Origin of the sequence: Streptomyces sp. TLI_171 (assembly GCF_003610255.1) — a bacterium.
Taxonomy (GTDB): Bacteria; Actinomycetota; Actinomycetes; order Streptomycetales; family Streptomycetaceae; genus Kitasatospora.
Window position 1 is genome coordinate 5,469,672 of sequence record NZ_RAPS01000001.1, and the last position, 23,222, is coordinate 5,492,893.

20 protein-coding genes and 1 tRNA gene are annotated in these 23,222 nt (G+C 73.2%); 9 read left to right on the plus strand and 12 right to left on the minus strand.

Going from position 1 to position 23,222, the window contains the following annotated elements; all coding sequences use genetic code 11:
- Positions 1–7 precede the first annotated feature (7 nt).
- Both BX266_RS24695 and BX266_RS24700 read right to left on the minus strand, forming a co-directional pair.
- Positions 8–2,278 (minus strand): cation-translocating P-type ATPase, encoded by a 2,271-nt coding sequence (locus BX266_RS24695; RefSeq protein WP_099903205.1) that lies wholly within the window; start codon positions 2,276–2,278, stop codon positions 8–10.
- A gap of 89 nt (positions 2,279–2,367) precedes the next feature.
- On the minus strand, positions 2,368–2,586 hold the full coding sequence (locus tag BX266_RS24700) for a heavy-metal-associated domain-containing protein (RefSeq protein WP_099903207.1): 219 nt from the start codon (positions 2,584–2,586) through the stop codon (positions 2,368–2,370).
- 239 nt (positions 2,587–2,825) lie between these two features.
- Between BX266_RS24700 and BX266_RS24705 the strand changes: the two genes are divergently transcribed.
- Entirely contained in the window at positions 2,826–4,004 is a 1,179-nt protein-coding gene (locus tag BX266_RS24705; protein WP_099903209.1) for a PP2C family protein-serine/threonine phosphatase, read from the plus strand.
- Between the two features lie 58 nt (positions 4,005–4,062).
- On the opposite strand, the gene BX266_RS24710 is transcribed toward BX266_RS24705, so the two are convergent.
- Positions 4,063–5,751: a bifunctional 3'-5' exonuclease/DNA polymerase gene (locus BX266_RS24710; protein WP_099903211.1), complete on the minus strand. Its 1,689-nt coding sequence runs from the start codon at positions 5,749–5,751 to the stop codon at positions 4,063–4,065.
- A gap of 227 nt (positions 5,752–5,978) precedes the next feature.
- Between BX266_RS24710 and BX266_RS24715 the strand changes: the two genes are divergently transcribed.
- Complete coding sequence (locus BX266_RS24715; RefSeq protein ID WP_099903213.1) at positions 5,979–8,003, plus strand: M3 family metallopeptidase; 2,025 nt, start codon at positions 5,979–5,981, stop codon at positions 8,001–8,003.
- Positions 8,004–8,070: 67 nt separating this feature from the next.
- Here the strand turns inward: BX266_RS24715 and BX266_RS24720 are convergent, their stop codons facing one another.
- Complete coding sequence (locus tag BX266_RS24720; protein ID WP_099903214.1) at positions 8,071–9,261, minus strand: glycoside hydrolase family 5 protein; 1,191 nt, start codon at positions 9,259–9,261, stop codon at positions 8,071–8,073.
- A 120-nt stretch (positions 9,262–9,381) separates the two neighbouring features.
- Positions 9,382–9,990, minus strand: a complete 609-nt coding sequence (locus BX266_RS24725) for a TetR family transcriptional regulator (RefSeq protein WP_099903216.1) — start codon at positions 9,988–9,990, stop codon at positions 9,382–9,384.
- A 144-nt stretch (positions 9,991–10,134) separates the two neighbouring features.
- Between BX266_RS24725 and BX266_RS24730 the strand changes: the two genes are divergently transcribed.
- Entirely contained in the window at positions 10,135–11,352 is a 1,218-nt protein-coding gene (locus BX266_RS24730; RefSeq protein WP_099903218.1) for an acyl-CoA dehydrogenase family protein, read from the plus strand.
- Between the two features lie 106 nt (positions 11,353–11,458).
- On the opposite strand, the gene BX266_RS24735 is transcribed toward BX266_RS24730, so the two are convergent.
- The 3 genes from BX266_RS24735 to BX266_RS24745 all read right to left on the minus strand — a co-directional run bounded on the left by BX266_RS24735 (position 11,459) and on the right by BX266_RS24745 (position 13,629).
- Positions 11,459–12,097, minus strand: coding sequence for a maleylpyruvate isomerase N-terminal domain-containing protein (locus BX266_RS24735; protein WP_099903219.1), 639 nt, complete (start codon positions 12,095–12,097; stop codon positions 11,459–11,461).
- A gap of 77 nt (positions 12,098–12,174) precedes the next feature.
- Positions 12,175–12,996 carry an enoyl-CoA hydratase/isomerase family protein gene (locus BX266_RS24740; RefSeq protein ID WP_099903221.1) on the minus strand — a complete coding sequence of 274 codons (822 nt, stop codon included), beginning with the start codon at positions 12,994–12,996 and terminating at the stop codon, positions 12,175–12,177.
- Positions 12,997–13,071: 75 nt separating this feature from the next.
- Positions 13,072–13,629: a GNAT family N-acetyltransferase gene (locus tag BX266_RS24745; RefSeq protein WP_099908277.1), complete on the minus strand. Its 558-nt coding sequence runs from the start codon at positions 13,627–13,629 to the stop codon at positions 13,072–13,074.
- A gap of 52 nt (positions 13,630–13,681) precedes the next feature.
- Here BX266_RS24745 and BX266_RS24750 point away from each other — a divergent pair, with 52 nt between their 5' ends.
- The gene (locus BX266_RS24750) at positions 13,682–14,344 is read left to right on the plus strand and encodes a TetR/AcrR family transcriptional regulator (protein WP_099903222.1); all 663 of its coding nucleotides are present in this window, start codon (positions 13,682–13,684) and stop codon (positions 14,342–14,344) included.
- A 79-nt stretch (positions 14,345–14,423) separates the two neighbouring features.
- On the opposite strand, the gene BX266_RS24755 is transcribed toward BX266_RS24750, so the two are convergent.
- Positions 14,424–14,496: transfer RNA gene (locus tag BX266_RS24755), tRNA-Arg, on the minus strand.
- Positions 14,497–15,145: 649 nt separating this feature from the next.
- Between BX266_RS24755 and BX266_RS24760 the strand changes: the two genes are divergently transcribed.
- From BX266_RS24760 to BX266_RS24780, 5 genes are all read left to right on the plus strand, one after another.
- The gene (locus BX266_RS24760; protein ID WP_099903224.1) at positions 15,146–15,751 is read left to right on the plus strand and encodes a single-stranded DNA-binding protein; all 606 of its coding nucleotides are present in this window, start codon (positions 15,146–15,148) and stop codon (positions 15,749–15,751) included.
- Positions 15,752–16,067: 316 nt separating this feature from the next.
- Positions 16,068–17,438 (plus strand): Cys-Gln thioester bond-forming surface protein, encoded by a 1,371-nt coding sequence (locus BX266_RS24765; protein WP_180290596.1) that lies wholly within the window; start codon positions 16,068–16,070, stop codon positions 17,436–17,438.
- 213 nt (positions 17,439–17,651) lie between these two features.
- Positions 17,652–19,316 carry an energy-dependent translational throttle protein EttA gene (gene ettA, locus BX266_RS24770; RefSeq protein WP_099903228.1) on the plus strand — a complete coding sequence of 555 codons (1,665 nt, stop codon included), beginning with the start codon at positions 17,652–17,654 and terminating at the stop codon, positions 19,314–19,316.
- Positions 19,317–19,416: 100 nt separating this feature from the next.
- On the plus strand, positions 19,417–19,860 hold the full coding sequence (locus tag BX266_RS24775; protein WP_099903230.1) for a thioesterase family protein: 444 nt from the start codon (positions 19,417–19,419) through the stop codon (positions 19,858–19,860).
- A gap of 57 nt (positions 19,861–19,917) precedes the next feature.
- Positions 19,918–20,610, plus strand: coding sequence for a hypothetical protein (locus BX266_RS24780; RefSeq protein ID WP_099903232.1), 693 nt, complete (start codon positions 19,918–19,920; stop codon positions 20,608–20,610).
- Positions 20,611–20,626: 16 nt separating this feature from the next.
- Here the strand turns inward: BX266_RS24780 and BX266_RS24785 are convergent, their stop codons facing one another.
- The 3 genes from BX266_RS24785 to BX266_RS24795 all read right to left on the minus strand — a co-directional run bounded on the left by BX266_RS24785 (position 20,627) and on the right by BX266_RS24795 (position 23,171).
- Positions 20,627–21,037: a globin gene (locus tag BX266_RS24785; RefSeq protein WP_099903234.1), complete on the minus strand. Its 411-nt coding sequence runs from the start codon at positions 21,035–21,037 to the stop codon at positions 20,627–20,629.
- Between the two features lie 80 nt (positions 21,038–21,117).
- Complete coding sequence (locus tag BX266_RS24790) at positions 21,118–22,257, minus strand: ABC transporter permease (protein WP_099903235.1); 1,140 nt, start codon at positions 22,255–22,257, stop codon at positions 21,118–21,120.
- Positions 22,254–23,171, minus strand: a complete 918-nt coding sequence (locus tag BX266_RS24795; protein ID WP_099903237.1) for an ABC transporter ATP-binding protein — start codon at positions 23,169–23,171, stop codon at positions 22,254–22,256. The genes BX266_RS24790 and BX266_RS24795 overlap by 4 nt, the downstream gene beginning before the upstream one ends.
- Positions 23,172–23,222: the final 51 nt, after the last annotated feature.

Sequence of the window (23,222 nt, forward strand, 5' to 3'; positions counted from 1 at the left end):
CCGCCCGTCAGGAGCTCCGGAAGCTTCGCAGGCGCAGGCTGTTGCCGACGACGAAGACCGAGGAGAAGGCCATGGCGGCGCCGGCGATCATGGGGTTGAGGAGGCCGGCGGCGGCGAGGGGGATGGCGGCGGTGTTGTAGGCGAAGGCCCAGAAGAGGTTGCCCTTGATGGTGGTGAGGGTGCGGCGGGAGAGGCGGATGGCGTCGGCGGCGGAGCGGAGGTCGCCGTGGACGAGGGTGAGGTCGGCGGCTTCGATGGCGGCGTCGGTGCCGGTGCCGATGGCGAGGCCGAGGTCGGCCTGGGCGAGGGCGGCGGCGTCGTTGACGCCGTCGCCGATCATGGCGACGGTGCGGCCTTCGGTCTGGAGGTTGCGGATGGTGGCGGCCTTGTCCTCGGGGAGGACTTCGGCGATGACGTCGTGGGTGGGGATGCCGATCTCGGTGGCGACGGTTTCGGCGACGAGGCGGTTGTCGCCGGTGAGCAGGACGGGGCGCAGGCCGAGGGCGCGCAGTTCGGTGATGGCTTGCGCGCTGGTGGGTTTCACTGCGTCCGCGACTTCCAGGACGGCTCGGGCCGTGCCGTCCCAGCCGACTGCGATCGCGGTGCGACCCGCGTGTTCGGCGGCGGTCTTGGCTTTGGCGAGGGCGGGCGGCAGGTGCTGGGCCCGGTCGGCGAGGAGTGCCTCGCGTCCGGCGACCACGGTGTGGCCGTCGATGGTGCCTTGGACGCCGAGGCCGGGGATGTTGGTGAAGTCTTCGACGGGTGGGAGGGTGCCGAGCCGTTGCTGTGCGGCGTCCGCGATCGCGCGGGCGATGGGGTGTTCGGAGGCGTGTTCGAGGGCGCCGGCGAGGCGCAGGGCCTGGTCTTCGGTGGTGTTTTCGGTGGTGTGCAGGGCGGTCAGGGTCATTCGGCCGGTGGTGACGGTGCCGGTTTTGTCGAGGACGACGGTGTCGACCTTGCGGGTGTTCTCCAGGACCTCGGGGCCCTTGATGAGGATGCCGAGTTGGGCGCCGCGGCCGGTGCCGACGAGCAGGGCGGTCGGGGTGGCCAGGCCGAGTGCGCAGGGGCAGGCGATGATCAGCACCGCGACCGCCGCCGTGAACGCAGCGGTGGGGCTCTCGGAGACCAGCAGCCAACCGACCAGCGTGCCGAGGGCGATCAGGATGACCACGGGCACGAACACCGCGGAGATCCGGTCGGCGAGGCGTTGGGCGGCGGCCTTGCCGTTCTGTGCGTCCGCCACCAGTTGGGCCATCCGGGCGAGTCGGGTGTCCGCGCCGACCCGGGTGGCCTCCACCACCAGGCGGCCGCCCGCGTTGACGGTCGCGCCGGTGACGCCGTCGCCGGCGGTGACCTCGACGGGCACGGACTCGCCGGTCAGCATCGAGGCGTCCACGGCGGAGCTGCCCTCGACCACGGTGCCGTCGGTGGCGATCTTCTCGCCGGGTCGGACCACGAACCGGTCCCCGACCGTCAGCCGGTCCGCCGGGATGCGGACCTCGCGCCCGTCCTGAAGGACCGTCACGTCCTTGGCGCCGAGTTCCAGCAGGGCGTGCAGGGCGGCGCCGGCCCGGCGCTTGGCGCGGGCCTCCAGCCAGCGGCCGAGCAGGATCAGGGTGGTGACGGCGGCCGCCGCCTCCAGGTAGAGCGCCGAGGAGGCGTCCTCCCCGCCGACGGTGAGCCGGAAGGAGTGCCGCATGCCGGGCATCCCGGCGTCGCCGAGGAACAGCGCCCACACCGACCAGCCGAAGGCGGCCAGGGTGCCGAGCGAGACCAGGGTGTCCATGGTCGCCGCGCCGTGCCGGGCGTTGGTCCAGGCCGCCCGGTGGAACGGCCACCCGCCGTACACCACGACCGGACCGGTCAGCGCGAACGCCAGCCACTGCCAGTTGTCGAACTGCAGCGCCGGGATCATCGAGAGCAGGACCACCGGGAGGCTGAGTGCGGCGCTGATCAACAGCCGGTCGCGCTGGGGGTCCCTCCCGGCCTCCGGGGGCGGGGTCTGCGCGACAGGCTCGGGGGCGGCCGGCGGCGGGGGGAGCTCGGCGGTGTAGCCGGTCCGCTCCACGGCGGCGATCAGGTCGGCGACGCTGGTGCCGGGGCCGAAGTCCACCCGGGCCTTCTCGGTCGCGAAGTTGACGCTGGCCTCGACGCCGTCGATCCGGTTCAGCTTCTTCTCGATCCGGGCGGCACAGGACGCGCAGGTCATGCCGCCGATCGCCAGTTCGACGCGCTCGCGCGGCCCGGGCGGGGCGGCGGGGTCCGTGGTGGTGCTCATCAGCTGGTCCGCTTCTGTCGACTTGCTCTCGGTGCTCCGGACGCCTGCGGGGCGGGGGTGGGTCGGGCCGCTCCCCGCCCGCGCGTGGATCAGGCGGTGCGGCCGACCAGTTCGTAGCCGGCCTCGTCCACGGCGGCGGCGATCTGCTCGTCGCTGAGCCCGCCCTCGGCGGTCACCGTGACGGTGCCGGCCTTCGCGTCGGCGGCGACCGCGGTGACGCCCGGCAGGGCGGAGACCTCGCCGTGGACGGCCTTCTCGCAGTGGCCGCAGCTCATCCCGCTGACGGTGTAGGTGACGGTGCTGGACATCGGAGACCTCCGGGAACGCGCTTCTGCTGTACCGACAACAACACCATACCCCCCTGGGGTATTCCGTCCAGGGGTGGGCGGCGTTCCGGCGTGCGCGACCCGTGGCTCGGTCCCGAGGGTAGTCCGCGCCGGGCCGGGAACGGCACCGGCGCACGCACCCACCACCGGTCGAGGAGCGCCGCCGGGCTCGATGTCGCCCGGACGGAGCAGGGTGCCGGAAGGTCCGATATGTTCGAAAGGTGCCCCATCTACGCCGGGAACGCCCGCCGGCCACCGGGACCGGCGGAGTGCCGCCCGGCCGGCGCCGCAACGCGTTGCTCGCCGCGGACCTGCAGGACCTCTCCTTCCTGCGCCGCGCCGCGCCCGCGCTGACCGCGATCGTCCTGGTCGGGCTCGCCGACTACTTCTCCGGCCGGGACCGCTACCTCGCGCCGCTGATGGTCGTCGTCCCCTCCATCGCCGCGCTCACCCTCAGACCGCGCGAACTGCTCGCCGTCTGCTTCCTCGGCCTGATGACCCTGCTGGGGCTCAGCCACTACGACCAGATCGACGACCTCGGCGACAGCCGCTTCCTGTACGGCGCGATGGTCAGCTACTTCGCGCTCACCGCGTTCAGCGCCTGGGTCGCCGAAGTGCGGATGCGACGAGCCGCGGCCTTCGCGGCCGTCAGCTCGGTCGCGGAGGCCGCCCAGCGCGCGCTGCTGCGCCAACCCGAACCCGTGGTCGGGCCGCTGCGGCTGGCCGTCCGGTACGTGTCCGCCGCGGACGCCGCCCGGATCGGCGGCGACCTGTACTCCGTCCTCGACACCCCGCACGGAACCCGGGTGCTGGTCGGCGACGTCCGCGGCAAAGGGCTCGGCGCGGTGCAGACCGCCGCGGTGGTCCTCGGCGCGTTCCGGGAGGCCGCCTACGACGAGCCGAAACTGCCCGTGGTCGCGGCCCGGATCGAGGCCAGCATGCACCGGCACGTGCCCGACGGGGAGTTCACCACCGCGCTGTTCGCCGAGTTCCGCGACGCCGGCAGCGTCGAACTGATGCACCTCGGGCACGTCCCGCCGATCCGGGTCCGCGCCGACGGCCGCACCGAGACCCTGGAGTCCGCCGATCCCTGGCTGCCGCTCGGCCTCGGCCACCTCGCCGCCGGCGAACCCTGCCCCGCCGCCGTGCCGTTCGGCCCGCAGGACGTCCTGGTGCTCTGCACCGACGGCGTGGTCGAGGCCAAGGGCGGCCCGCACGGCGAGTTCTACCCGCTCGCCGAACGCGCCGGCCCGCTGGTCCGCGACGGCTGGCGCTCGCTCGCCGACCTGGACACCGCGGTGGCCCGGCTCTACGCGGACCTGCTCACCCACACCGGCGGCGAGCTGAACGACGACGCGCTGCTGCTGCTGGTCACCCGGCCGGGCGCGGGCGAGAGCTGAGGGCGTCGCCGGGCCGGGGGATGGGCCGGTCCGGCGACGGGGCGAGCCTAGCGGGTGGTCATTTGGCGTCGCCGTAGCAGTCGACGACGGCGGTGGTGAGCGGGAAGCGGACCGGGGTGTCGCCGAAGACCAGGGCGGTGGCCTCCTCGGCGGACTCGGCGACCGCGGCGGCCACGGTGTCGGCCAGGTCCGCCGGGGTGTGCACCACCACCTCGTCGTGCTGGAAGAACACCAGGTGCGGCCGGTCCTCGCCGGAGTGCAGCACCGACAGCCGGCGGCGCAGCGCGGCCAGCAGGGCGAGGGCCCAGTCCGCGCCACTGCCCTGGATGACGAAGTTGCGGGTGAAGCGGCCGCGGGCGCGGGCCGAGCGGCCGCCCGCCTCGCCGGACTCGGGGGCCTCGGTGAGGTCCAGCCAGTCCGCCGAGGGCGGCGGGCAGACGCGGCCCAGGCGGGAGGAGACCACCCCGCCGTCCTCGCCGGTGCGGGCGGCGGCCTCCACGTACCCCATCGCGTCCGGGTAGCGGCGGCGCAGCGTGTTCAGCAGCGGGCCGATGCCGCCGCCGGTCTGGCCGTACATCGCGCCGAGCAGGCCCAGCTTCGCCTTGTCGCGGTCGCCGTGGAAGGCGGTGGCGGCGAGCGCCGCGTACAGGTCACCGCCGGCGGCGGTGCGGGCCAGGCCGGTGTCGCCGGAGAGGGCGGCCAGCACCCGGGGCTCCAGCTGCGCGGCGTCGGCGACCACCAGCAGCCAGCCCGGGTCGGCGACCACCGCGCGGCGCAGCGTGCGGGGGATCTGCAGGGCGCCGCCGCCGCGCGAGGCCCAGCGGCCGGTGACCACGCCGCCCACCACGTACTCGGGGCGGAACCGGCCGCCGCGGGCCCAGGCGGCCTGCCAGGCCCAGCCGTGCGCGGCGTGCAGCCGGGACAGCTCCTTGTAACGGACCATCAGGGCCGCCGCCGGGTGGTCGACGGACTTCAACTCCCAGGAGCGGGTCGAGGAGAGCTGGATGCCGCGGTCGGCGAACGCCTTGATCACCTGGGTGTGCGAGTCCGGGTTGAACGGCCGGGCGCCGAGCGCCTGCTGGATCTCCACGGCGAGTTCGGCGAGCCGGGCCGGCTGGGTGCCCGCGATGGCCGGGCGCGGGCCGAGCAGGTCGGTGAGCAGCGCGTCGTGCACGTCCGCCCGCCAGGGCAGCCCGTCGTGCGCCATCTCGCAGGCCAGCAGCGCGCCCGCCGACTCGGCCGCCACCAGCAGCCGGAACCGGGACCTGGCCGCCGGGTCGGCGATCGCCGCGAGGCGGCGCAGCTGCTCGCCGTGGACGGCCACGGTGGCTTCCAACGCGTCGGTGCCGGGCGGCAGTTGCAGCCGGTCCGGGGCGAACAGGCCGTCCTCGTCGGGCAGTGCGCCCTCCGGCAGGTCGGGCGGCACCGGCAGCCCGCGCAGCCTCGACCAGGCCGCGCCGAGCGAACGCGGCGCGCCGAACCGGCCCTCCCGGCCCAGCAGCAGAGCCTCCGTCAGCCGCAGGTCGTGGCAGCGGGCCAGCCGTTCGGGCAGCTTCGCGAGCAGCGGGCCGTACGCGGTGTCGGCCGTGGGCCAGACCCAGCGCGGGGCGTGCTCGGCCTCCGCCGCGGCCACCGCCTCGGCCAGCCGGGGCGCGTGCTCGGGCGGCCCGAGCGGCGTGCCGTCCTCGCCGAGCGGCTGCAGGCGGCCGCCCGGGCCGTGCGGATCGGGCACCAGGGCGTAGCGCACGGCGGCGGCTCCTCTCGCGGGCTCGGTCTGTGCACGGGCGTGGACCTGTCGACGGTAGCCGGTGGCTCCGACAACCGCCGTGACGGCGTCCGGCGGGCGGCGCGGCGCGGGCGTAACGGCGAACGGCGGGCGACTCGGCGGCAGCCGACCGGCGGGGACGTGGCGACCGACCGGCGGCTTGGTCTGACGGTGTTCCGCCACGGGCCGCCGGGCCGTAATCTCGCGGCATGAGCGACAACCCCTTCCTCTCGCCCAGCACCCTGGTGTACGAGCTCCCGCCCTTCGCCGAGATCCGGGAAGAGCACTACCGGCCCGCGTTCGAGCGGGGCATGGCCGACCAGCTCGCCGAGGTGGCCGCGATCGTCGCCGCCCCCGAGCCGCCGACCTTCGACAACACCGTGGTGGCGCTGGAGCGTTCGGGTGCGGTGCTGCGCCGGGTGTCCGCGGTCTTCTTCAACCAGGACTCCTCCGACACCACCCCCGGCGTCCAGGAACTGGACGCGGAGATCAGCCCCCGGCTGGCCGCGCACGCCGACGCGATCCACCTCGACGCGGCGCTGTTCGCCCGCCTCGACGCCCTGCACGAGGCCCGCCACGAGCTGGGCCTGGACCCCGAGTCGCTGCGCCTGCTGGAGCGCCGGCACACCGCGTTCGTCCGCGCCGGAGCCCGCCTGGACGCCGAGGGCCAGCAGCGGCTGCGCGAGATCAACACCCAGCTCGCCGCCGACAGCGCCGCGTTCCGCAAGAACACGCACGACGCCTCGCTGGCCGGTGCGGTCGCCGTGGACAGCGCCGACGCCCTCGACGGCCTGCCCGCCGCCGCGGTCGCCGCCGCGGCGGAGAACGCCGGCGCGCTCGGCCAGGACGGCCGCTGGGTGCTCAGCCTGAAGAACTTCTCCAACCAGACCGAGCTCGCCCACCTCACCGACCGCGCCCTGCGCGAGCGGCTGCTGACCGCCTCGCTGCGCCGCGGCCTGGACACCAACGGCCCGCTCGCCGCCCGGATGGCCGCGCTGCGCGCCGAACGCGCCGCCCTGCTCGGCCACCCCAGCCACGCCTCGTACGTGGTCGCCGACGAGACCGCCGGCACCGTCGACGCGGTGGGCGCCATGCTCGGCCGGCTGGTCGCCCCCGCCGTCGCCAACGCCGAGCGCGAGGCCGCCGACCTGGCCGTCGCCGCGGCCGCCGACGGCATCACCGAACTCGCGGCGCACGACTGGGCGTTCTACGCCGAGAAGGTGCGCGCCGAGCGCTACGAGCTGGACACCGCGGCGCTGCGCCCCTACTTCGAGCTGGAGCGGGTGCTGCGGGACGGCGTGTTCTTCGCGGCGGGCCTGGCGTACGGGCTGAGCTTCACCGAGCGTCCCGACCTGACGGCGTACCACGCGGACGCCCGGGTGTTCGAGGTGTTCGACGCGGACGGGGCCCCGCTGGGCCTGTTCATCGGCGACTTCTTCGCCCGCGAGTCCAAGCGCGGCGGGGCCTGGATGAACGAACTGGTCCCGCAGTCCCGCCTGTTGGGGACGCGCCCGGTGGTCGTCAACAACCTCAACATCGCGCGCCCGGCCGCCGGCGAGCCCGCGCTGCTCAGCTGGGACGAGGTGCGCACGCTGTTCCACGAGTTCGGGCACGCCCTGCACGGCCTGTTCTCGGACGTCGTGTACCCGTCCTTCGCGGGTACCGAGGTCCCCCGCGACTTCGTCGAATTCCCGTCCCAGGTCAACGAGATGTGGATGACCCGGCCGGAGGTGCTGGCCAACTACGCGCGCCACCACGTCACCGGGGAGCCGCTGGACGCCACGGTGGTCGAGCGGATGCTCGCCGCCGAGAACTACGGGCAGGGCTTCCGGACGGTCGAGTACCTGGCGGCGGCGCTGCTCGACTGGGCCTGGCACTCGCTGCCGGCCGGCGCGGTGGTGGCGGACCCGGAGGAGTTCGAGGCGCGCGCCCTCGCGGACGCGGGCCTCGCGGTCGCCGCGGTGCCGCCGCGGTACCGGACCGGGTACTTCAACCACGTGTTCTCGAACGGCTACAGCGCCGGGTACTACGCGTACATCTGGTCGGAGGTGCTGGACGCCGACACGGTCGAGTGGTTCCGCGGCAACGGGCGGACCGTCCGGGAGAGCGGCGAGCTGTTCCGGGCCGAGCTGCTGTCCCGGGGCGGGAGCCGGGATGCGATGGAGTGCGTGCGGTCGGTGCTCGGGCGCGGGCCGGAGATCGGACCGCTGCTGGTGCGGCGCGGGCTGGAGTAGGCGGGTGAGCCCCGCGCCCCTGGCGGGGCGCGGGGCGGCGGTGGAGACACCGGGTCCCGGCGGCGGGTCAGTTCGTCGTGAAGACGGGCTCGTAGCCGGGGGCGGGGCGGCCGTCCGGGGTGAGGGCGCAGTAGCCGCCGGCGCCGTGGCACCAGTACCACATGGTCCAGGCGGCGGCGAAGGTGCGCATGGCGGTGACCTGGCGGCGGATCAGTTCGGCGTTGCCGGGGGTGGCGGCGGAGGGCGGGCCCCATTCGCCGACCAGGACGGGCAGCCGGTGGGAGCGCGGGTAGGCGGTGACGGCGGCGGTGTAGGCCTCGACGAAACCGCCGGCCGGGTCCCAGTCCCGGCCGGCTTCGACGGCGGTGTCGTAGAAGTGCGGGGCGTAGCCGAGGTGGTCGGGGCCGCGGCGGAGGTCGGTGAAGGCGGGCAGCCGGGTGGGGACGCCCTGGCCGACCAGGACGGTGGGTTCGACGAACAGCCAGGCGTCGCGGTCGACCTGGCGGACCGCGGCGATCAGCCGGCGGTACATCCCGGCGAGCCGGCCCTGTTCGAGCTCGGCGGCCGCGGCGGCGAGGACGGCCGGGTCGGCGGGGTCGCCGTCGACGGGGCCGAACGGCTCGTTGAACAGGTCGTAGCCGAGCAGGGCGCGCTCGCCGCGCAGTTCGCGGGCGACGGTGGTGTACAGCTCGGACTGGGCGCGGCGCAGGTCGGGGTCGTCGTAGAGGTGGCGGAAGGCGGCCTGGACGGCGGGCTGGAAGTAGCCGGCGAACCAGTCGTCCGGGTCGGGCGTGAAGGGCAGGCCGTCGTCGCGGGTGGCCCAGGCGGGGGCGCCGCCGGTCCCGCCGACGAAGTACTGGCCGTAGACGTCCTGGTGGAAGTCGACGACCGCGTACAGGCGGTACTTGCCGGCCCAGTCCAGGAGTTGGCGCAGCCGGGCGAGCTGGGCGCGGTCGTAGTGGCCGCGGGTGGGTTCCAGTCGGGCCCAGGAGACGGCGATCCGGATCAGGCCGAAGCCGTGGCCGGCGAGTTCGCGCAGGTCGGCCTCGGTGGTCTCGTCGTACTTGTCGAGGTTGAAGCCGCGCAGGTCGAGGACCCGGCCGTGGTGGTCGGTGAACGCGGTGCGGCCGTCGGCGAGGGTGGTGGCGGCGACCTTGCGGGCGTCGAAGGGGCCGCGGTCGGCGGGCGGGCCCGCGGAGACGGTGCCGAGGACGGCGGCGGTGAGCAGCAGGGCGGCGGCGGAGCGGCGGACGCGCACGGGGCACCTCGCGGCGGCGGTCGGGGGTGGGGTGCGCCGATCCTGCCGGAGCGCCCCCCGCCGCACAAGAGGTGAGACAAGCTCATGTTTTTCGGTCCGCCGGCCGGGCCCGCGCGCCGGTCAGGCCTCCGGGGCGGCGAGCATCGGGGGCAGGTCGGCGGCGGCGGACAGTCGGCCCCAGAGCAGGTCGGCGAGCGCCTGCACCATCCGGGCGCGCGAGCAGGGGCGGGTCTCCAGCCACCAGTCGCCGGCGGCCAGCACCATGCCGGTGATCGAGCGTCCCCAGGTCTCGGAGAGCAGCGGCGCCTCCTGGCCGAGGTCGATCTGCTGCTGGATGGCGCGGGTGATCTCCTCGGCGATCTGCCGCAGCGCGGGCGCGAGGGCGTTGCCCGCGCCGGTCGGGTCGCCGGGCTCGGGGTGGGTGAGCAGCCGGTACACCTGCGGGCGGGACTCGATCGCGGCGAGGTAGACGTCCAGGACGTGCTCGACCCGGTCGCGGCGCTCCAGCGGCTCGTTGAGCGCGGCCCGGACGGCGGCCAGCAGGCCGGCCGTGTGACGTTCCGTCAACGCGCCGATCAGGCCGTTCCGGTCGCCGAAGTGGCGGTACAGGATGGGCTTGGTGATGCCGGCCTCGGCGGCGATCGCGTTCATGCTGGCGCTCGGGCCCTCGCGCTGGACGACCCGGTCGGCGGCGTTGAGCAGTTGTTCGCGGCGGGGTTCGGTGGTCATGCGCTGCTCCTCCTGCGTGGGCGGTCCGTGGCGGGCGTTGACACCGGTTACCTATCGGTAGCAGACTCGCCATCATGTTACCGGAGGTAACAGCGCAGTGGCGCGGACGCTCCGGCCCGCATCCCCGTCTCCTGGAGGCCGAACATGACCACCTTCTCGCTCGACCCCGGGCCGGACCAGATCGCCGTCCGCGACTGGCTGCACGGCTTCGCCGCCGACGTCATCCGGCCCGCCGCCGCCGAGTGGGACGAGCGCGAGGAGACCCCCTGGCCGATCATCCAGGAGGCCGCCAAACTGGGGATCTACTCGCTCGACTTCTACGCCCAGCAGTTCTTCGACCCGTCCGGCGTCGGCATCCCGATCGCCATGGAGGAACTGTTCTGGGGCGACGCCGGCATCGCGCTGGCCATCACCGGCACCACGCTGGCCGCCGTCGCGGTGCTCGCCAACGGCACCGACGAGCAGATCGGCACCTGGGCGCCGCAGATGTTCGGCACCCCTGAGGACGTCAAGGTCGCCGCGTTCTGCTCCTCCGAGCCCGACGCCGGATCCGACGTCTCCGCGCTGCGCACCCGCGCCGTCTACGACCAGGCCAAGGACGAATGGGTGCTCAACGGCACCAAGACCTGGGCCACCAACGGCGGCATCGCGCACGTCCACGTGGTGGTCGCCGCCGTCGACCCCGAACTCGGCTCCCGCGGCCAGGCCTCCTTCCTGATCCCGCCCGGCACCAAGGGCCTGAGCCAGGGTCAGAAGTTCAAGAAGCACGGCATCCGCGCCTCGCACACCGCCGAGGTGGTGCTCGACGACGTCCGCATCCCCGGCCACTGCCTGCTCGGCGGCAAGGAGAAGCTCGACGCCCGCCTGGCCCGCGCCCGCGAAGGCGCCAAGGGCGGCGGCAAGAACGCCGCGATGGCCACCTTCGAGGCCTCCCGCCCCGCCGTCGGCGCGCAGGCCATCGGCATCGCCCGGGCCGCGTACGAGGTCGCCCTCGACTACGCCAAGACCCGCGTCCAGTTCGGCAAGCCGATCATCGAGAACCAGGGCGTCGCCTTCCAGCTCGCCGACATGAAGACCCGCATCGACGCCTCCCGGCTGCTGGTCTGGCGCGCCTCCTGGATGGCCGTCAACAACCAGCCCTTCACCAACGCCGAGGGCTCGATGTCCAAGCTCTACGCCGGCGAGACCGCCAAGTTCGTCACCGCGCAGGCCATGCAGATCCTCGGCGGCAACGGCTTCACCCGCGAGTACCCCGTCGAGCGGATGCACCGCGACAGCGCCATCTACACCGTCTTCGAGGGCACCAGCGAGATCCAGCGCCTGGTCATCGCCCGCGCCATCTCGGGGGCGCCGATCCGCTGACGGCGGGTCGGCGGATCCGTGAACGGCCCGGCGGCGCCCCCGAGACGGCCCGGCGGCGGCACCCACCAGTCCGCCGCCGCCGGGCGCAGTCCCGTCCCGCCGTCCGCTACAGCGCGGAGACGGAGGCCGGTGCGCGTTCGCTGCGACTGAGCGCGCGCAGCACGTCGGTCGCGCCGTGGCGTCGCAGGGCGATCCTCGACAGCACGTCCACCACTATCTCGACCGCGGCGGTCGGGAACTCCGGCGTCGGCAGCCCGACGCTGTACGCGAGGTCGTCGCAGTGGATCACCAGCTCCAGCAGGCGGCTGGTGACGAAGTCGTCCAGGCTGATCGACCACGGACCCCAGGTCGGGCGGCGGACCGGTCGGTTCGGCGCGCTGGGCAGCACGCCGCGCAGCTCCTCGGCGCACGCCGCCACCCGCCCGGACAGCGCGGCCGGGCCCTCGGCCGCCTCCTGCTCGCCGCCGGACCGGATCGCCCGGTTGAACGGCGTGTCGAGGTCCGAGCCGATCCAGCTCACGCGCGCGTAGTACTCGTGGAGCGGGATCGCGGGCTCCGCGGGCACCGGCTCCGCCAGCACCTCGGGGATGAAGAACACCTGCCCGGCCAGGTGGCCCGCCAGCCCCTGCACGCTGAACTCCGCCAGCGCGGACGGCCGGTGCCAGCCCTCCGCCACCTCCGGAGCGGCCAGCAGCCGCGCCGCCGTGTCCGCCACGCCCAGGTAGAGCTCGCGTACCTGCGTCACCTTGTCCGTCCCCCCGTGTCGGTGATCCTGTTCGACCGTCAACTCACGGCCCGAGCAGGGCATTCCGGCGCCGTGGGTCAGAACTTCGGTTCGCGGCGGTCCAGGAAGGCGGCGAGGCCCTCGCGGACGTCCGGGGCGGTGCGGGAGGCGCGCTCCCAGGGCGCCAGGGCGGCGGCCGCGGCGGACGGGGCGACCGCCAGGGCGGCCTTGGCGGCGCCGATGGTCTGCGGCGAGCGACGGGTCAGCAGCTGGGCGAACTCCCGGGCCCGGGACGCGAGCCGGCCGGGCGGAAGGACCTCGTCCAGCAGGCCGAAGCGTTCCGCGCGGACGGCCGGGACCAACTCGCCCGAGAACAGCAGGTACTTGGCCCGGGCCGGACCGACCAGGGCGGCCAGCCGGACGGTGGGGACCGCCGGGTAGACCACGCCGAGCTTCGCCGGGGTGATGCCCAGCCGGGCGTCCTCGGCGGCGAACCGCAGGTCGCAGGCCACCGCCAACTGGCAGCCGCCGCCCACGCAGGCGCCCCGGATCACCGCCAGGGTCGGGTGCGGGAACGCCGCCAGCGCCTCCTCGGCCGCCACGTTCTGCGCGTGGTAGGCGTCCGCGCTCGCCGGATCGGCGTACACCTCGGCGAGTTCGGCGATGTCCGCGCCCGCCGAGAAGGTGTCCGCCGCACCCGTCAGGAGCAGCGCCCGGACGTCCGCGCGCGCCGCCAGGTCGGCCAGCACGCCCGGGAGCGACCGCCACATCGCACCGGTCACCGCGTTGCGCCGCGCCGGCCGGTCCAGCAGCAGCGTCGCCACCCGGTCGGCGCCCACCCAGCAGCGCAGCCCCTCGGCGCCGGTGGGCAGTTCGACGTCCGCCGGGCCGGGGCGGTCGAGAGCGGGGCTGGCGGACATCGGGGCCTCCGGGCAGGTGGGCGGACGGATCGTCAGCCTTCCACAGCGCGCCCGGCGACCACCATGTGACCAGGATCAAGCCGCGCCGCGGGCCTTCTCCCACTCCGGCGCCAGCATCGACCAGACCTCCAGGTCCAGGCGCTCGCCGAGGTGCTCGGTGGCCCCCCGCATGGTGCCGTCCAGCGTCATGCCGAGCCGCTGCGCGGTGGCCCGGCTGCGCACGTTGACCGTCGAGTTCCACCACTCCGCGCGGTACAGGCCGCGCTCGACCAGCGCGTAGTCCAGCAGGTGGCGGACGGCCGCGGTGACCAGGCCCCGGCCCTGCCCGGCCGGCTCCGACCAGACGCCGATCTCGCACACGCCCTGCTTGGCGTCGAACTTCACGAACATCACGCCGCCGACCAGCGTCCCGTCCAGCCAGATCCCGTACAGCCGGCCGGTGTCGGCGCACTGCTTGTCGGCGAACAGCTGCAGTGTCGCGCGGGCCGAGTCCAGGTCCGTGGTGCGGGTCGCCCAGGGGATGAACGGGTCGATGCCGGCCCGGCCCCGGTCCATGTGCTCCAGGAACTCCTGGGCCTGCCACGGCTCCAGCGGGCGGAGCTCGGCGTCCTCGGCGAGCGCGACGGCGTACATGGTCATCCCCTCCGTAATACATAACAAACGTTTGGTAGGTACTCTAGCGCGCATGACACCACCCGCCCGAGGCGACCACGAGGCCCGGCGACGCGACGTCTCCGAGGCGGTCTGGCGGGTCCTCGCCGCCCGCGGCTTCGGCGGCCTCACCCTGCGCGCGGTGGCCGCCGAACTCGACGCCTCCACCGGGCTGCTCACCCACTACTTCCCCAACAAGCGCGCCCTGGTCGCCCACGCGCTGGAAGTCCTGGACCGGCAGACCGCCGACCGGCGCCGCCCCGCCACCGAGGCCGCCGCCCCCGCCCGGGGCCTGGCCCTGCTGCGCGCCGCCCTGCTCGACAACCTGCCGGTGGACGGCCCCGCCACCGCCGGCAACCGGATCTGGGTCGGCTCCTGGGACCCGGCGCTCGCCGACCCCGAGCTCACCGCCGAACACGCCGAGCGCTACCGCCGCGGCCGCCGGCGGGTGACCGAACTCTGCGCCGAGGCCCAGCAGCTGGGCGAGCTCCCGGCGGCCGAACCGCCGGCCGACCTGGCGGCCCGGGCCCAGGCCTTCACCCTCGGACTGATCGTCCAGGCGCTGTTCGCCCCGGCCGAGTTCCCGGCCGCCCGCCAACGCGCGCTGCTGGACGCGTTCCTGGCGGACCTGGCGACGGGTCGCGGACCAGGGGGGAGCGACGGGGCGGGGAGCGCAGGGGAGCCGGCGGCGCGGTGAGGGGGCGGGCGGCTTCCGGGGAGGGGGCGGCTTCGGGGGCGGCGGTGCGGAGCATTCACGCCTGGTCGGCGCCGTTGTGCGCCCCCAGCAGGATTCGAACCTGCGACCTACCGCTTAGAAGGCGGGTGCTCTATCCGCTGAGCTATGGGGGCCGGATGGTGACGTCGGCCCGCTTGCCGGGCCTGGGCCGGGACGGGATGTTCCGGGACAGGATACGGGTGTTCAGTTCCGCCACCTGGACTTCGAAGGCCGGGCAGCGGTGTGTCGAGCCCCGTGGGGCGGTCCGATAATCGCAGGTAGCGCCGTGGTGCGCAGCGGTCTGCGGGGTCTCGGACCCGGACGTTGTGCAGTCGTTACGGGGCTGTCGCCCCACCCGTTATGGATTCGGCGCGGGCAATCGCTCCGGGCGGCCCGCGGGTGGGGGCGATTTTCGGGGTTCCATCGGTCGGATGACATGGACGGGGCGAGCTGACAGCCACTCGTTCGGGGTTTCGGCGGTGGCGTCGAGGTGTCCGCCGAGTGTGCCCGGGGCTGCCGGGAGGGGTGGTCGACGACGGCGGCGGGAGGCTCCGGCCTGCAGGTTCTTGTCGTGGACACGCCCGACGGCTGATCGGATTCGGACCGGAAATCGCCGGCTATTCACTCCGCGGGGGTACTCGATTTGTCCACAGGGCCGAGTTGTCCACAGGCCGGCGATAGGCGTTGGTGCGGAAATCCGGGGCGGGGCAGGATCGGCGCCAACGGAAATTCCGTCGGCGAAAAGGGATCGACCCCGCACGGCCGGGGAGTGGAGGAGTCGAAATGGGCGAGGCGCTGGTGACGATGGCCGGTAACGCGGCCTCGAACGTGACGTACCGGGAGACCGCGGGCGGGGTGGCGGTGGCGAACTTCCGGCTCGCGGCGACGGAGCGGCGCTACGACCGGGAGCGGGGCGAATGGGTCGACGGCGAGACCACCTGGGCGACGGTGGTGGCCTGGCGCGGGCTCGCGGCGAACGTGCTCGGCTCGGTGAACAAGGGGGACCCGGTGGTGGTGAGCGGCCGCCTGCGGGTGCGCGAGTGGGGCGAGGAGGGGCACCGGAGGCTGGAGGTCGAGATCGACGCCCGTTCGGTCGGGCATGACCTGTCCCGCGGCACCGCCGTCTTCCGGCGCGCGGTGGAGCCGAAGTGCGCGCCGGGGCAGGGGGATTCGGAGGTCGAGCGGCCGGCGGCGGCGGAGCGCGCCGGCGCGGGCGGGTCCCGTCCGGTGCGCCTGGTGGAGGAGGCGGTGCCCGAGTGGATCGTGGCGGCGGTGGCCCGGCACCGGGCGGGGGCGGCCGGCGGGGCGGCCGGGGCCGACGGGGCGAGCGGGGTCACCGAGGCTGCGGGGCAAGGAGGTTCGGATGTGGCGCAGGAGGTTCTGAACTGACGGATTCTGGGCACTTCTCGAGCCGGTGAGTGCAATCCTGATTGCCGCGGCGCCGTCCGGGGGCTTTATGTCGACACATCAACTACCCGCGACAGTGCGCTCCTTGATAACAAAACAGCCACGAAACCGTCCTGATTTGCTACGGGGCGGGAGTGGCCGGATCGCGTCAATAGGATGCGTCTGGTCCACACACGTGCAGCGGCGCCACAGGGGGTGCCGCTTTGCAGGGGGCGGGTTGCCGCAGGCACGTCGCCGCCCGGAGGGATCGCGCATGTTCCACAACCAGGGGCGGGCTGTCTCCCGCATCGTTGCTGTCATGCTCGCGTCGGGTCTCACCGTCGGCGCGGGGCTGCTCGCGTCCGGTGCGGCGGCTGCTGCTGACGGCCCGTCGGGTGTCACGGCGAAGCTCGAAGGCGGCATCCGGTACGGGGAGAAGATCGAGCACGAAGTGCGCCCCGGTCGCTGGCTCCCGGTCACCGCCGGGCAGTTCAGCCTGAAGGTGGTCGGCAGTGACACCACGCTGCAGGTCTACTGCATCGACCTGCTCAACGACACGCTCAAGGACGCCACGTACCACGAGACCGACTGGGCCTCGACCTCGCTCTCCCAGCCGGAGAAGGTCAAGGCCAAGGCCGGCCCGAAGATCCAGTGGATCCTCGAGCACTCCTTCCCGAACGTCGACGAAGTCGCGCTCGGCAAGGCGTCCGGCATCGACGGCCTGACCAAGGACGATGCCGCCGCAGCCACCCAGATCGCGATCTGGCACTTCTCCGACCCGAACGTGCCGACCAAGCAGAGCGACGACCACGAGAAGGCCAAGAAGTTCACCGACTGGCTGATCGCCCAGGCCGAGGCCAAGGGCGGCGCCGAGGAGCCCAAGCCCTCCCTCGCCCTCAACCCCGGCTCGGTGGCCGGCAAGAGCGGTGACCTGGTCGGCCCGATCACCGTCACCACCGGCGGCGGCGCCGACAACGTCGCGGTCGGCCTGGACAAGAAGGGCACCGACGCGGGTCTCACCCTCGTCGACAAGAACGGCGCACCGGTGAAGACCGCCAAGAACGGCTCCCAGCTGTTCGCGAAGGTCCCGGCCGGCGCCGCCGCGGGCACCGCCACCGTCACCGCGGACGCCACCGCCACGATCAACCTCGGCCGGGCCTTCGTCGGCGACGACAACGGCAAGCACAGCCAGACCCTCATCCTGGCCGGCAGCGACAAGGTCAAGGTCAACGCCCTCGCCACGCTCGCCTGGGCGCCCAAGGGCCCGATCCCGGCCGCCACGGCCAAGGTCGACTGCACCCAGGGCGCGGTCGTCGTCACCGCCAGCAACAAGGGCGACCAGGACTGGACCTTCACCGTCGGCGGCAAGACCGTCACCGTGAAGCCCGGTGCGACCCAGGACGTCACCCTGCCGGTCGCCGAGGACACCGCGTACAAGTTCACGGTCACCGGTCCCGGCGGTTTCTCGCAGACCTTCAGCGGCGTGCTGAACTGCAAGACCGACAGCAACACCCTGCCGCCGACCAGTGCGAGCCCGGTTCCGTCGCCGAGCCCGACCGGCCCTGAACTGGCCTCCACCGGTGGCGGCATGGGCACCGGCGTCACCGCCGGCCTGGCCGGCGCGCTGCTGGTCGCCGGCGGCGCCGCGGTCTACGGCCTGCGCCGTCGCGGTCGCCACAGCCGCTCCTGAACGACGCGCTGAGCCCTCCCCGGCGGCCCGCCGGGGAGGGGGCGGCCCCGCTCTCCGTTTCACGGGGGCGGGGCCGTTCGCGTTGCGGGCGCCCGGCAGCCGGCGGCCCGCGGGACGCCGGGCGGCCCGAAAGGCGTTCGGGACGGGCTCGGCCTTACGGCACAATGGAAGGCTGCAAGCCGATTACTCACGACGACGCCGGAGCGATCTCACGTGGCGGAATACATCTACACCATGCGCAAGGTGCGCAAGGCACACGGCGACAAGGTCATCCTTGACGACGTGACGCTCAGCTTCCTCCCCGGGGCGAAGATCGGCGTCGTCGGCCCCAACGGCGCCGGTAAGTCGACCGTGCTGCGGATGATGGCCGGCCTGGACCAGCCCTCCAACGGCGACGCGTTCCTCTCGCCGGGCTTCACCGTCGGCATGCTCCAGCAGGAGCCGCCGCTGGACGAGTCCAAGACGGTCCTGGAGAACGTCGAGGACGGCGTCAAGGAGACCAAGGCCAAGCTCGACCGGTTCAACGAGATCGCCGAGCTGATGGCGACCGACTACTCCGACGCGCTGCTCGACGAGATGGGCAAGCTCCAGGAGGACCTGGACCACGCCAACGCCTGGGACCTCGAGGCCCAGCTGGAGCAGGCGATGGACGCGCTGGGCTGCCCGCCCGGCGACTGGCCGGTCACCAAGCTGTCCGGTGGCGAGAAGCGCCGCGTCGCGCTCTGCAAGCTGCTGCTGGAGCAGCCCGACCTGCTGCTGCTCGACGAGCCCACCAACCACCTGGACGCCGAGTCGGTGAACTGGCTGGAGCAGCACCTGGAGAAGTACCCCGGCACCGTCGTCGCCGTCACCCACGACCGGTACTTCCTGGACAACGTCGCCGAGTGGATCCTGGAGCTCGACCGCGGCCGCGCCTACCCGTACGAGGGCAACTACTCCACCTACCTGGAGACCAAGCAGACCCGTCTCAAGGTCGAGGGCCAGAAGGACGCCAAGCGCGCCAAGCGGCTCAAGGAAGAGCTGGAGTGGGTCCGCTCCAACGCCAAGGGCCGCCAGGCCAAGTCCAAGGCCCGCCTCGCCCGCTACGAGGAGATGGCGGCCGAGGCCGACAAGATGCGGAAGCTGGACTTCGAGGAGATCCAGATCCCGCCGGGCCCGCGTCTGGGCAGCGTCGTCATCGAGGTCGACAAGCTCGGCAAGGCCTTCGGCGAGAAGGTCCTGATCGACGACCTCAGCTTCACCCTGCCGCGCAACGGCATCGTCGGCGTGATCGGCCCCAACGGCGCCGGCAAGACCACGCTGTTCAAGATGCTCCAGGACCTGGAGACGCCGGACAGCGGCACCGTCAAGGTCGGCGAGACCGTCAAGATCAGCTACGTCGACCAGACCCGGTCCAACATCGACCCGAAGAAGACCCTGTGGGAGGTCGTCTCCGACGGCCTCGACTGGATCAACGTCGGCCAGGTCGAGATGCCGTCCCGGGCGTACGTCTCCGCGTTCGGCTTCAAGGGCCCGGACCAGCAGAAGCCGGCCGGCGTGCTCTCCGGCGGTGAGCGCAACCGCCTGAACCTGGCGCTGACCCTCAAGCAGGGCGGCAACCTGCTGCTCCTCGACGAGCCGACCAACGACCTCGACGTCGAGACGCTGTCCTCGCTGGAGAACGCGCTGCTGGAGTTCCCCGGCTGCGCCGTGGTCATCTCCCACGACCGCTGGTTCCTGGACCGGGTGGCCACCCACATCCTCGCCTACGAGGGCGAGAGCAAGTGGTTCTGGTTCGAGGGCAACTTCGAGTCCTACGAGAAGAACAAGGTCGAGCGCCTCGGCGCCGACGCGGCCCGCCCGCACCGCGCGACGTACAAGAAGCTGACCCGCGGCTGACACCCGGGCGCAACGCCGGCCCGGCAGGCTGCCCCTCGGGGCGGGCTGCCGGGCCGCCGCCCGTAGGCTCTACGGGTACGAAGAGTTTTGAGGAGAACACGTGGCACGCCACATCTACCCCTGCCCCCTGCGGTGGTCCGACATGGACGCCTTCGGCCACGTCAACAACGTGGTCTTCCTGCGTTACCTGGAGGAGGCCCGGATCGACTTCATGTTCACCCAGGCCGCCGAGGCCGGCGCCGGGGAGTTCGCGGGCGGGTCGGTGGTGGCGCGCCACGAGATCGACTACAAGCGCCCGCTGGTGCACCGCCCCGAGCCGGTCACCATCGAGACCTGGGTGACGAAGATCGGCGGCGCCTCGCTGACCGTCTCCTACGAGATCAAGGATGTCGCCGCGGACGGCACCGAGACGATCTACGTCACCGCCTCCACCGTGGTCGTCCCCTACAACCTCGCCGAGGGCCGGCCGCGCCGGATCAGCCCCGTGGAGCGCGAGTTCCTCAGCCGCTTCATGGACGAGCAGCCCGCCGGCTGCGCCGCCTGACGGCCGATCAGCACCACCGCCTCCGCCTGCCGCACTGACGAAACGAGCTGAACCCCGGTGACCGCGCAGCCCCGCCTCGACCTCGCCGACCAGGGGGAGGCCGCCGACCTGGCCGCCTTCCTGGGCCGGCTGCTCCGGTTCGACCGGGCCGCCGCGGTCCGGTTGCAGGCGGTGCCGGCGGCGGACGGCGGCGGGGTGCTGGCGGTGTTCGGGCGGCTGCCGCTGGGCGGCTCCGCGGTGCTGGCGATCCGCACCGTCCGGCTGGCCGCGCTGCCGCAGGCCGCCGATCTGACCGTCTCCGCCGGGCAGTTGCTGGAGTCCGTGGACGAGCCGGGCGCCGCGCTCGGCCTGCCCGCTCCCGTCACCGGCCCGGCCTGGGCCGGACTGCTGCCGCCCCGCTCCGGCTGGCAGCCGCTGGGAGCGCCCCCGGTGGACCGGGTGATGCACGAGGTGCTGGCCGCCGTCGAGGAGTTCAAGAAGCGCACCGCCGAGGTGCCGGACCACCACCGCACCCGGCAGGCGGTCGACGCGATCGCCGACGAGATCTGGTCCCGCCCGCTGGCCGCCGTCGAGGGTCTGCCGCTGCGGGCCGCGCACGCCGCCCACGCGATCGGCTTCCTGCGTCCCGGCACCCCGCTGAGCGCGCACCGCGCCGGGGCCTGGCTGCGGCTGGACGCCCCGGCGGGCTCGGTCGCCCTGCGCACCTCCGCCGCACCCGGCGCGGGCCTCGGGCTCAGCCCGCTGCGCTGAACCGCCCGGAGCGGCCCTAGCCGGCGGTGTTGATCATCGAGGCGGCCGCGTACGTCAGGTAGTTCCAGAGTTCGCGGTCGGCCTCGGCGGGCAGCGCGAGCTGGTCGAGGGCGGCGCGCATGTGCTTCAGCCAGGCGTCGTGGGCGGCCCGGTCGACCTGGAACGGGGCGTGCCGCATCCGCAGCCGGGGGTGGCCGCGGTGGTCGCTGTAGGTGCGCGGGCCGCCCCAGTACTGCATCAGGAACAGCGCGAAGCGCTCCTCGGCGGGGCCGAGGTCCTGCTCGGGGTACATCGGGCGGAGCAACTCGTCCTGGGCGACGCCCTGGTAGAAGAGGTGGACCAGCCTGCGGAAGGTGGCCTCGCCGCCGACCTGGTCGTAGAAGGTCTCCTCTTGTGCGGTGTCGGTGTCGCGCCCGGTGTCAGTCACCCGTCCATGGTCGCAGACGCCGACGGGGGCCGTACACCGGGACTTTCGGTGTACGACCCCCGTCGCGGGAGGGCGGGAGGCTACGCGTCGTCCCAGTTGAAGAAGCGCCAGGCGATCGCGCAGAGCACCGCGGTGAACGCCAGCAGGATGCCCATCGCGGGCAGCGCCTCGGCGATGCCGCCGCCCTGGCTGAGCACCGACTTGGCGGGCACGATCAGGTAGCGCAGCGGCAGCGCCCGGGAGATGTCCTGCAGCCAGCCGGGCGCGAAGTCCAGCGGGATGAACGCGCCGCCGAGGAACGACATCGGCAGGATGATCAGCTGGTTCATGCCGTTCGCCGACTCCTCGCTCTTCGCGAGCGAGCCGGTGAGCAGGCCGATCGACATGAAGGCCAGCGTGGCGCAGATCACCAGCGGGATCACCAGCCACCAGTTGCCGGTGAGCTTCAGGCCGAAGTAGTCGAGCTGCGCGATCATCAGGAACAGCGCGGTCTGCGCCAGCGCCACCAGCACGCTGACCAGCACCCGGGCCCCGACGATGGTGCCGGCCGAGATGGGCGCCAGCCGCAGGCGGCGCAGCACCCGCTTCTTGCGCCAGGTCACCAGGGTGAAGGAGGCGCCGTAGACCGCGCCCATGGCGACGGCGTACGCGAGCAGGCCCGGAGTCAGGTACTGGATCGGCTTGGTCGAGTCGTCCTCGACCTTGGAGGCGTCCAGGGTGTACTTGGGCGTGACGTTCGCGGCCTTCTGGTTGGCGCCGTCCACCAGTGAGCCGATGATGCCCTGGACGGTGCCGGACTTGACCTGGTCGGCCTGGCTGAAGCGGAGCACCAGTTTGCCGTCCGCGTCCTGCTTGACCAGGCCGTCCAGTTCGCCCTTCCTGACCTTGGCCAGGGCGTCGTTCTCGTCGGTGACCTTGGTGATCTCCAGGGCGCTGAGCGGGCCGTCGGTCTGCCCCTGGAGCTGGTCCAGCACCTGGACCTGGCCGACCTGGGCGACCTTCACGTGGGTGCTGCCGCCGCCCTTGTAGAGGACGCCGAACAGCAGCAGGAACATCACCGGCAGGGCCAGGGTGAAGAACAGCGTGCCCTTGTCGCGCACGAAGCCGAGCAGCATCACCCGGGACAGGCCGACGAAGGCGTTGGCCTTCTCCTTGCCGTCGGCGCCGGGGCGGGACGGGTCGGCCGGGGCGGAGGTGCGGGCGTTGTCGGTGGCGGTCATGCCCGGTACTCCCGTCCGGTGAGTTGGAGGAAGACGTCCTCCAGGGTGGCGCCGCGGACCTCCAGGCCGCGCAGCGCGTTCTGCTCGGCCAGCATGGACAGCACCGGCGCGGGCTCGGCGGTGGACAGCGCGAGGGTGACGCCGTCGTCCTCCAGGTTGCTGTACACGGCGCCGGCGGCGGTGAGCAGCTCACGCGCCCGGTCGGTGGTCAGCAGCCCGGACTCGACCCGGATCCGGACGGTGTCGTCGATCTCGCGGACCAGCGCGGCGGGCGCGCCGGTCTTCAGCACCTTGCCGTGGTCCATCACCGAGACGCGGTCGCAGAGGATCTCCGCCTCGTCCAGGTAGTGGGTGGTGAGCACGACGGTGCGGCCCTCGGCGTTGATGTCGCGCAGCAGGTCCCACAGGTTGCGGCGGGCCTGCGGGTCGAGGCCGGTGGTCGGCTCGTCGAGGAACACCAGCTCCGGGTCGTGCACCAGGGCGCAGGCGATCGACAGGCGCTGGGCCTGGCCGCCGGACATCTTGTCGGTCAGCACGTTCGCCGACTCGGTCAGCCCGACCCGCTCCAGCATCGCGTCGGCGGCCTTCGGGCCGATGCCGTAGAACGAGGCGAAGGTGCGGATGGTCTCGCGCGCGCTCAGCTTGTTGAAGAACGCGGACGCCTGGAACTGCACGCCGATGCGCGGCAGCAGCTTGGAGTTGCGCGGCCAGGGCGACAGGCCGAGCAGCTCGACCCGGCCCTCGTCGGCCTCCCGGATGCCCTCCAGGATCTCCAGAGTGGTCGTCTTGCCGGCCCCGTTCGGCCCGAGCAGACCGTAAAATTCGCCAGTCGCGACGGAGAGTGACACCCCGTCGACAGCCTGGACATCCCCGTACCGCTTCCGGATGCCGTCAGCGGTTATTGCTTCAGTCATGGCCCGAAGCGTAGGGGGTCCGGACGCCCCTCACGAGCACTTTTGTACGAA

Coding starts and splice junctions, on each gene's coding strand:
- BX266_RS24695 (WP_099903205.1), bottom strand. CDS start 2,278: ATGAGCACCACCACGGACCCCGCCGCCCCGCCCGGGCCGCGCGAGCGC.
- BX266_RS24700 (WP_099903207.1), bottom strand. CDS start 2,586: ATGTCCAGCACCGTCACCTACACCGTCAGCGGGATGAGCTGCGGCCAC.
- BX266_RS24715 (WP_099903213.1), top strand. CDS start 5,979: ATGAGCGACAACCCCTTCCTCTCGCCCAGCACCCTGGTGTACGAGCTC.
- BX266_RS24725 (WP_099903216.1), bottom strand. CDS start 9,990: ATGACCACCGAACCCCGCCGCGAACAACTGCTCAACGCCGCCGACCGG.
- BX266_RS24730 (WP_099903218.1), top strand. CDS start 10,135: ATGACCACCTTCTCGCTCGACCCCGGGCCGGACCAGATCGCCGTCCGC.
- BX266_RS24740 (WP_099903221.1), bottom strand. CDS start 12,996: ATGTCCGCCAGCCCCGCTCTCGACCGCCCCGGCCCGGCGGACGTCGAA.
- BX266_RS24745 (WP_099908277.1), bottom strand. CDS start 13,629: ATGTACGCCGTCGCGCTCGCCGAGGACGCCGAGCTCCGCCCGCTGGAG.
- BX266_RS24750 (WP_099903222.1), top strand. CDS start 13,682: ATGACACCACCCGCCCGAGGCGACCACGAGGCCCGGCGACGCGACGTC.
- BX266_RS24760 (WP_099903224.1), top strand. CDS start 15,146: ATGGGCGAGGCGCTGGTGACGATGGCCGGTAACGCGGCCTCGAACGTG.
- BX266_RS24765 (WP_180290596.1), top strand. CDS start 16,068: ATGCTCGCGTCGGGTCTCACCGTCGGCGCGGGGCTGCTCGCGTCCGGT.
- BX266_RS24790 (WP_099903235.1), bottom strand. CDS start 22,257: ATGACCGCCACCGACAACGCCCGCACCTCCGCCCCGGCCGACCCGTCC.
- BX266_RS24795 (WP_099903237.1), bottom strand. CDS start 23,171: ATGACTGAAGCAATAACCGCTGACGGCATCCGGAAGCGGTACGGGGAT.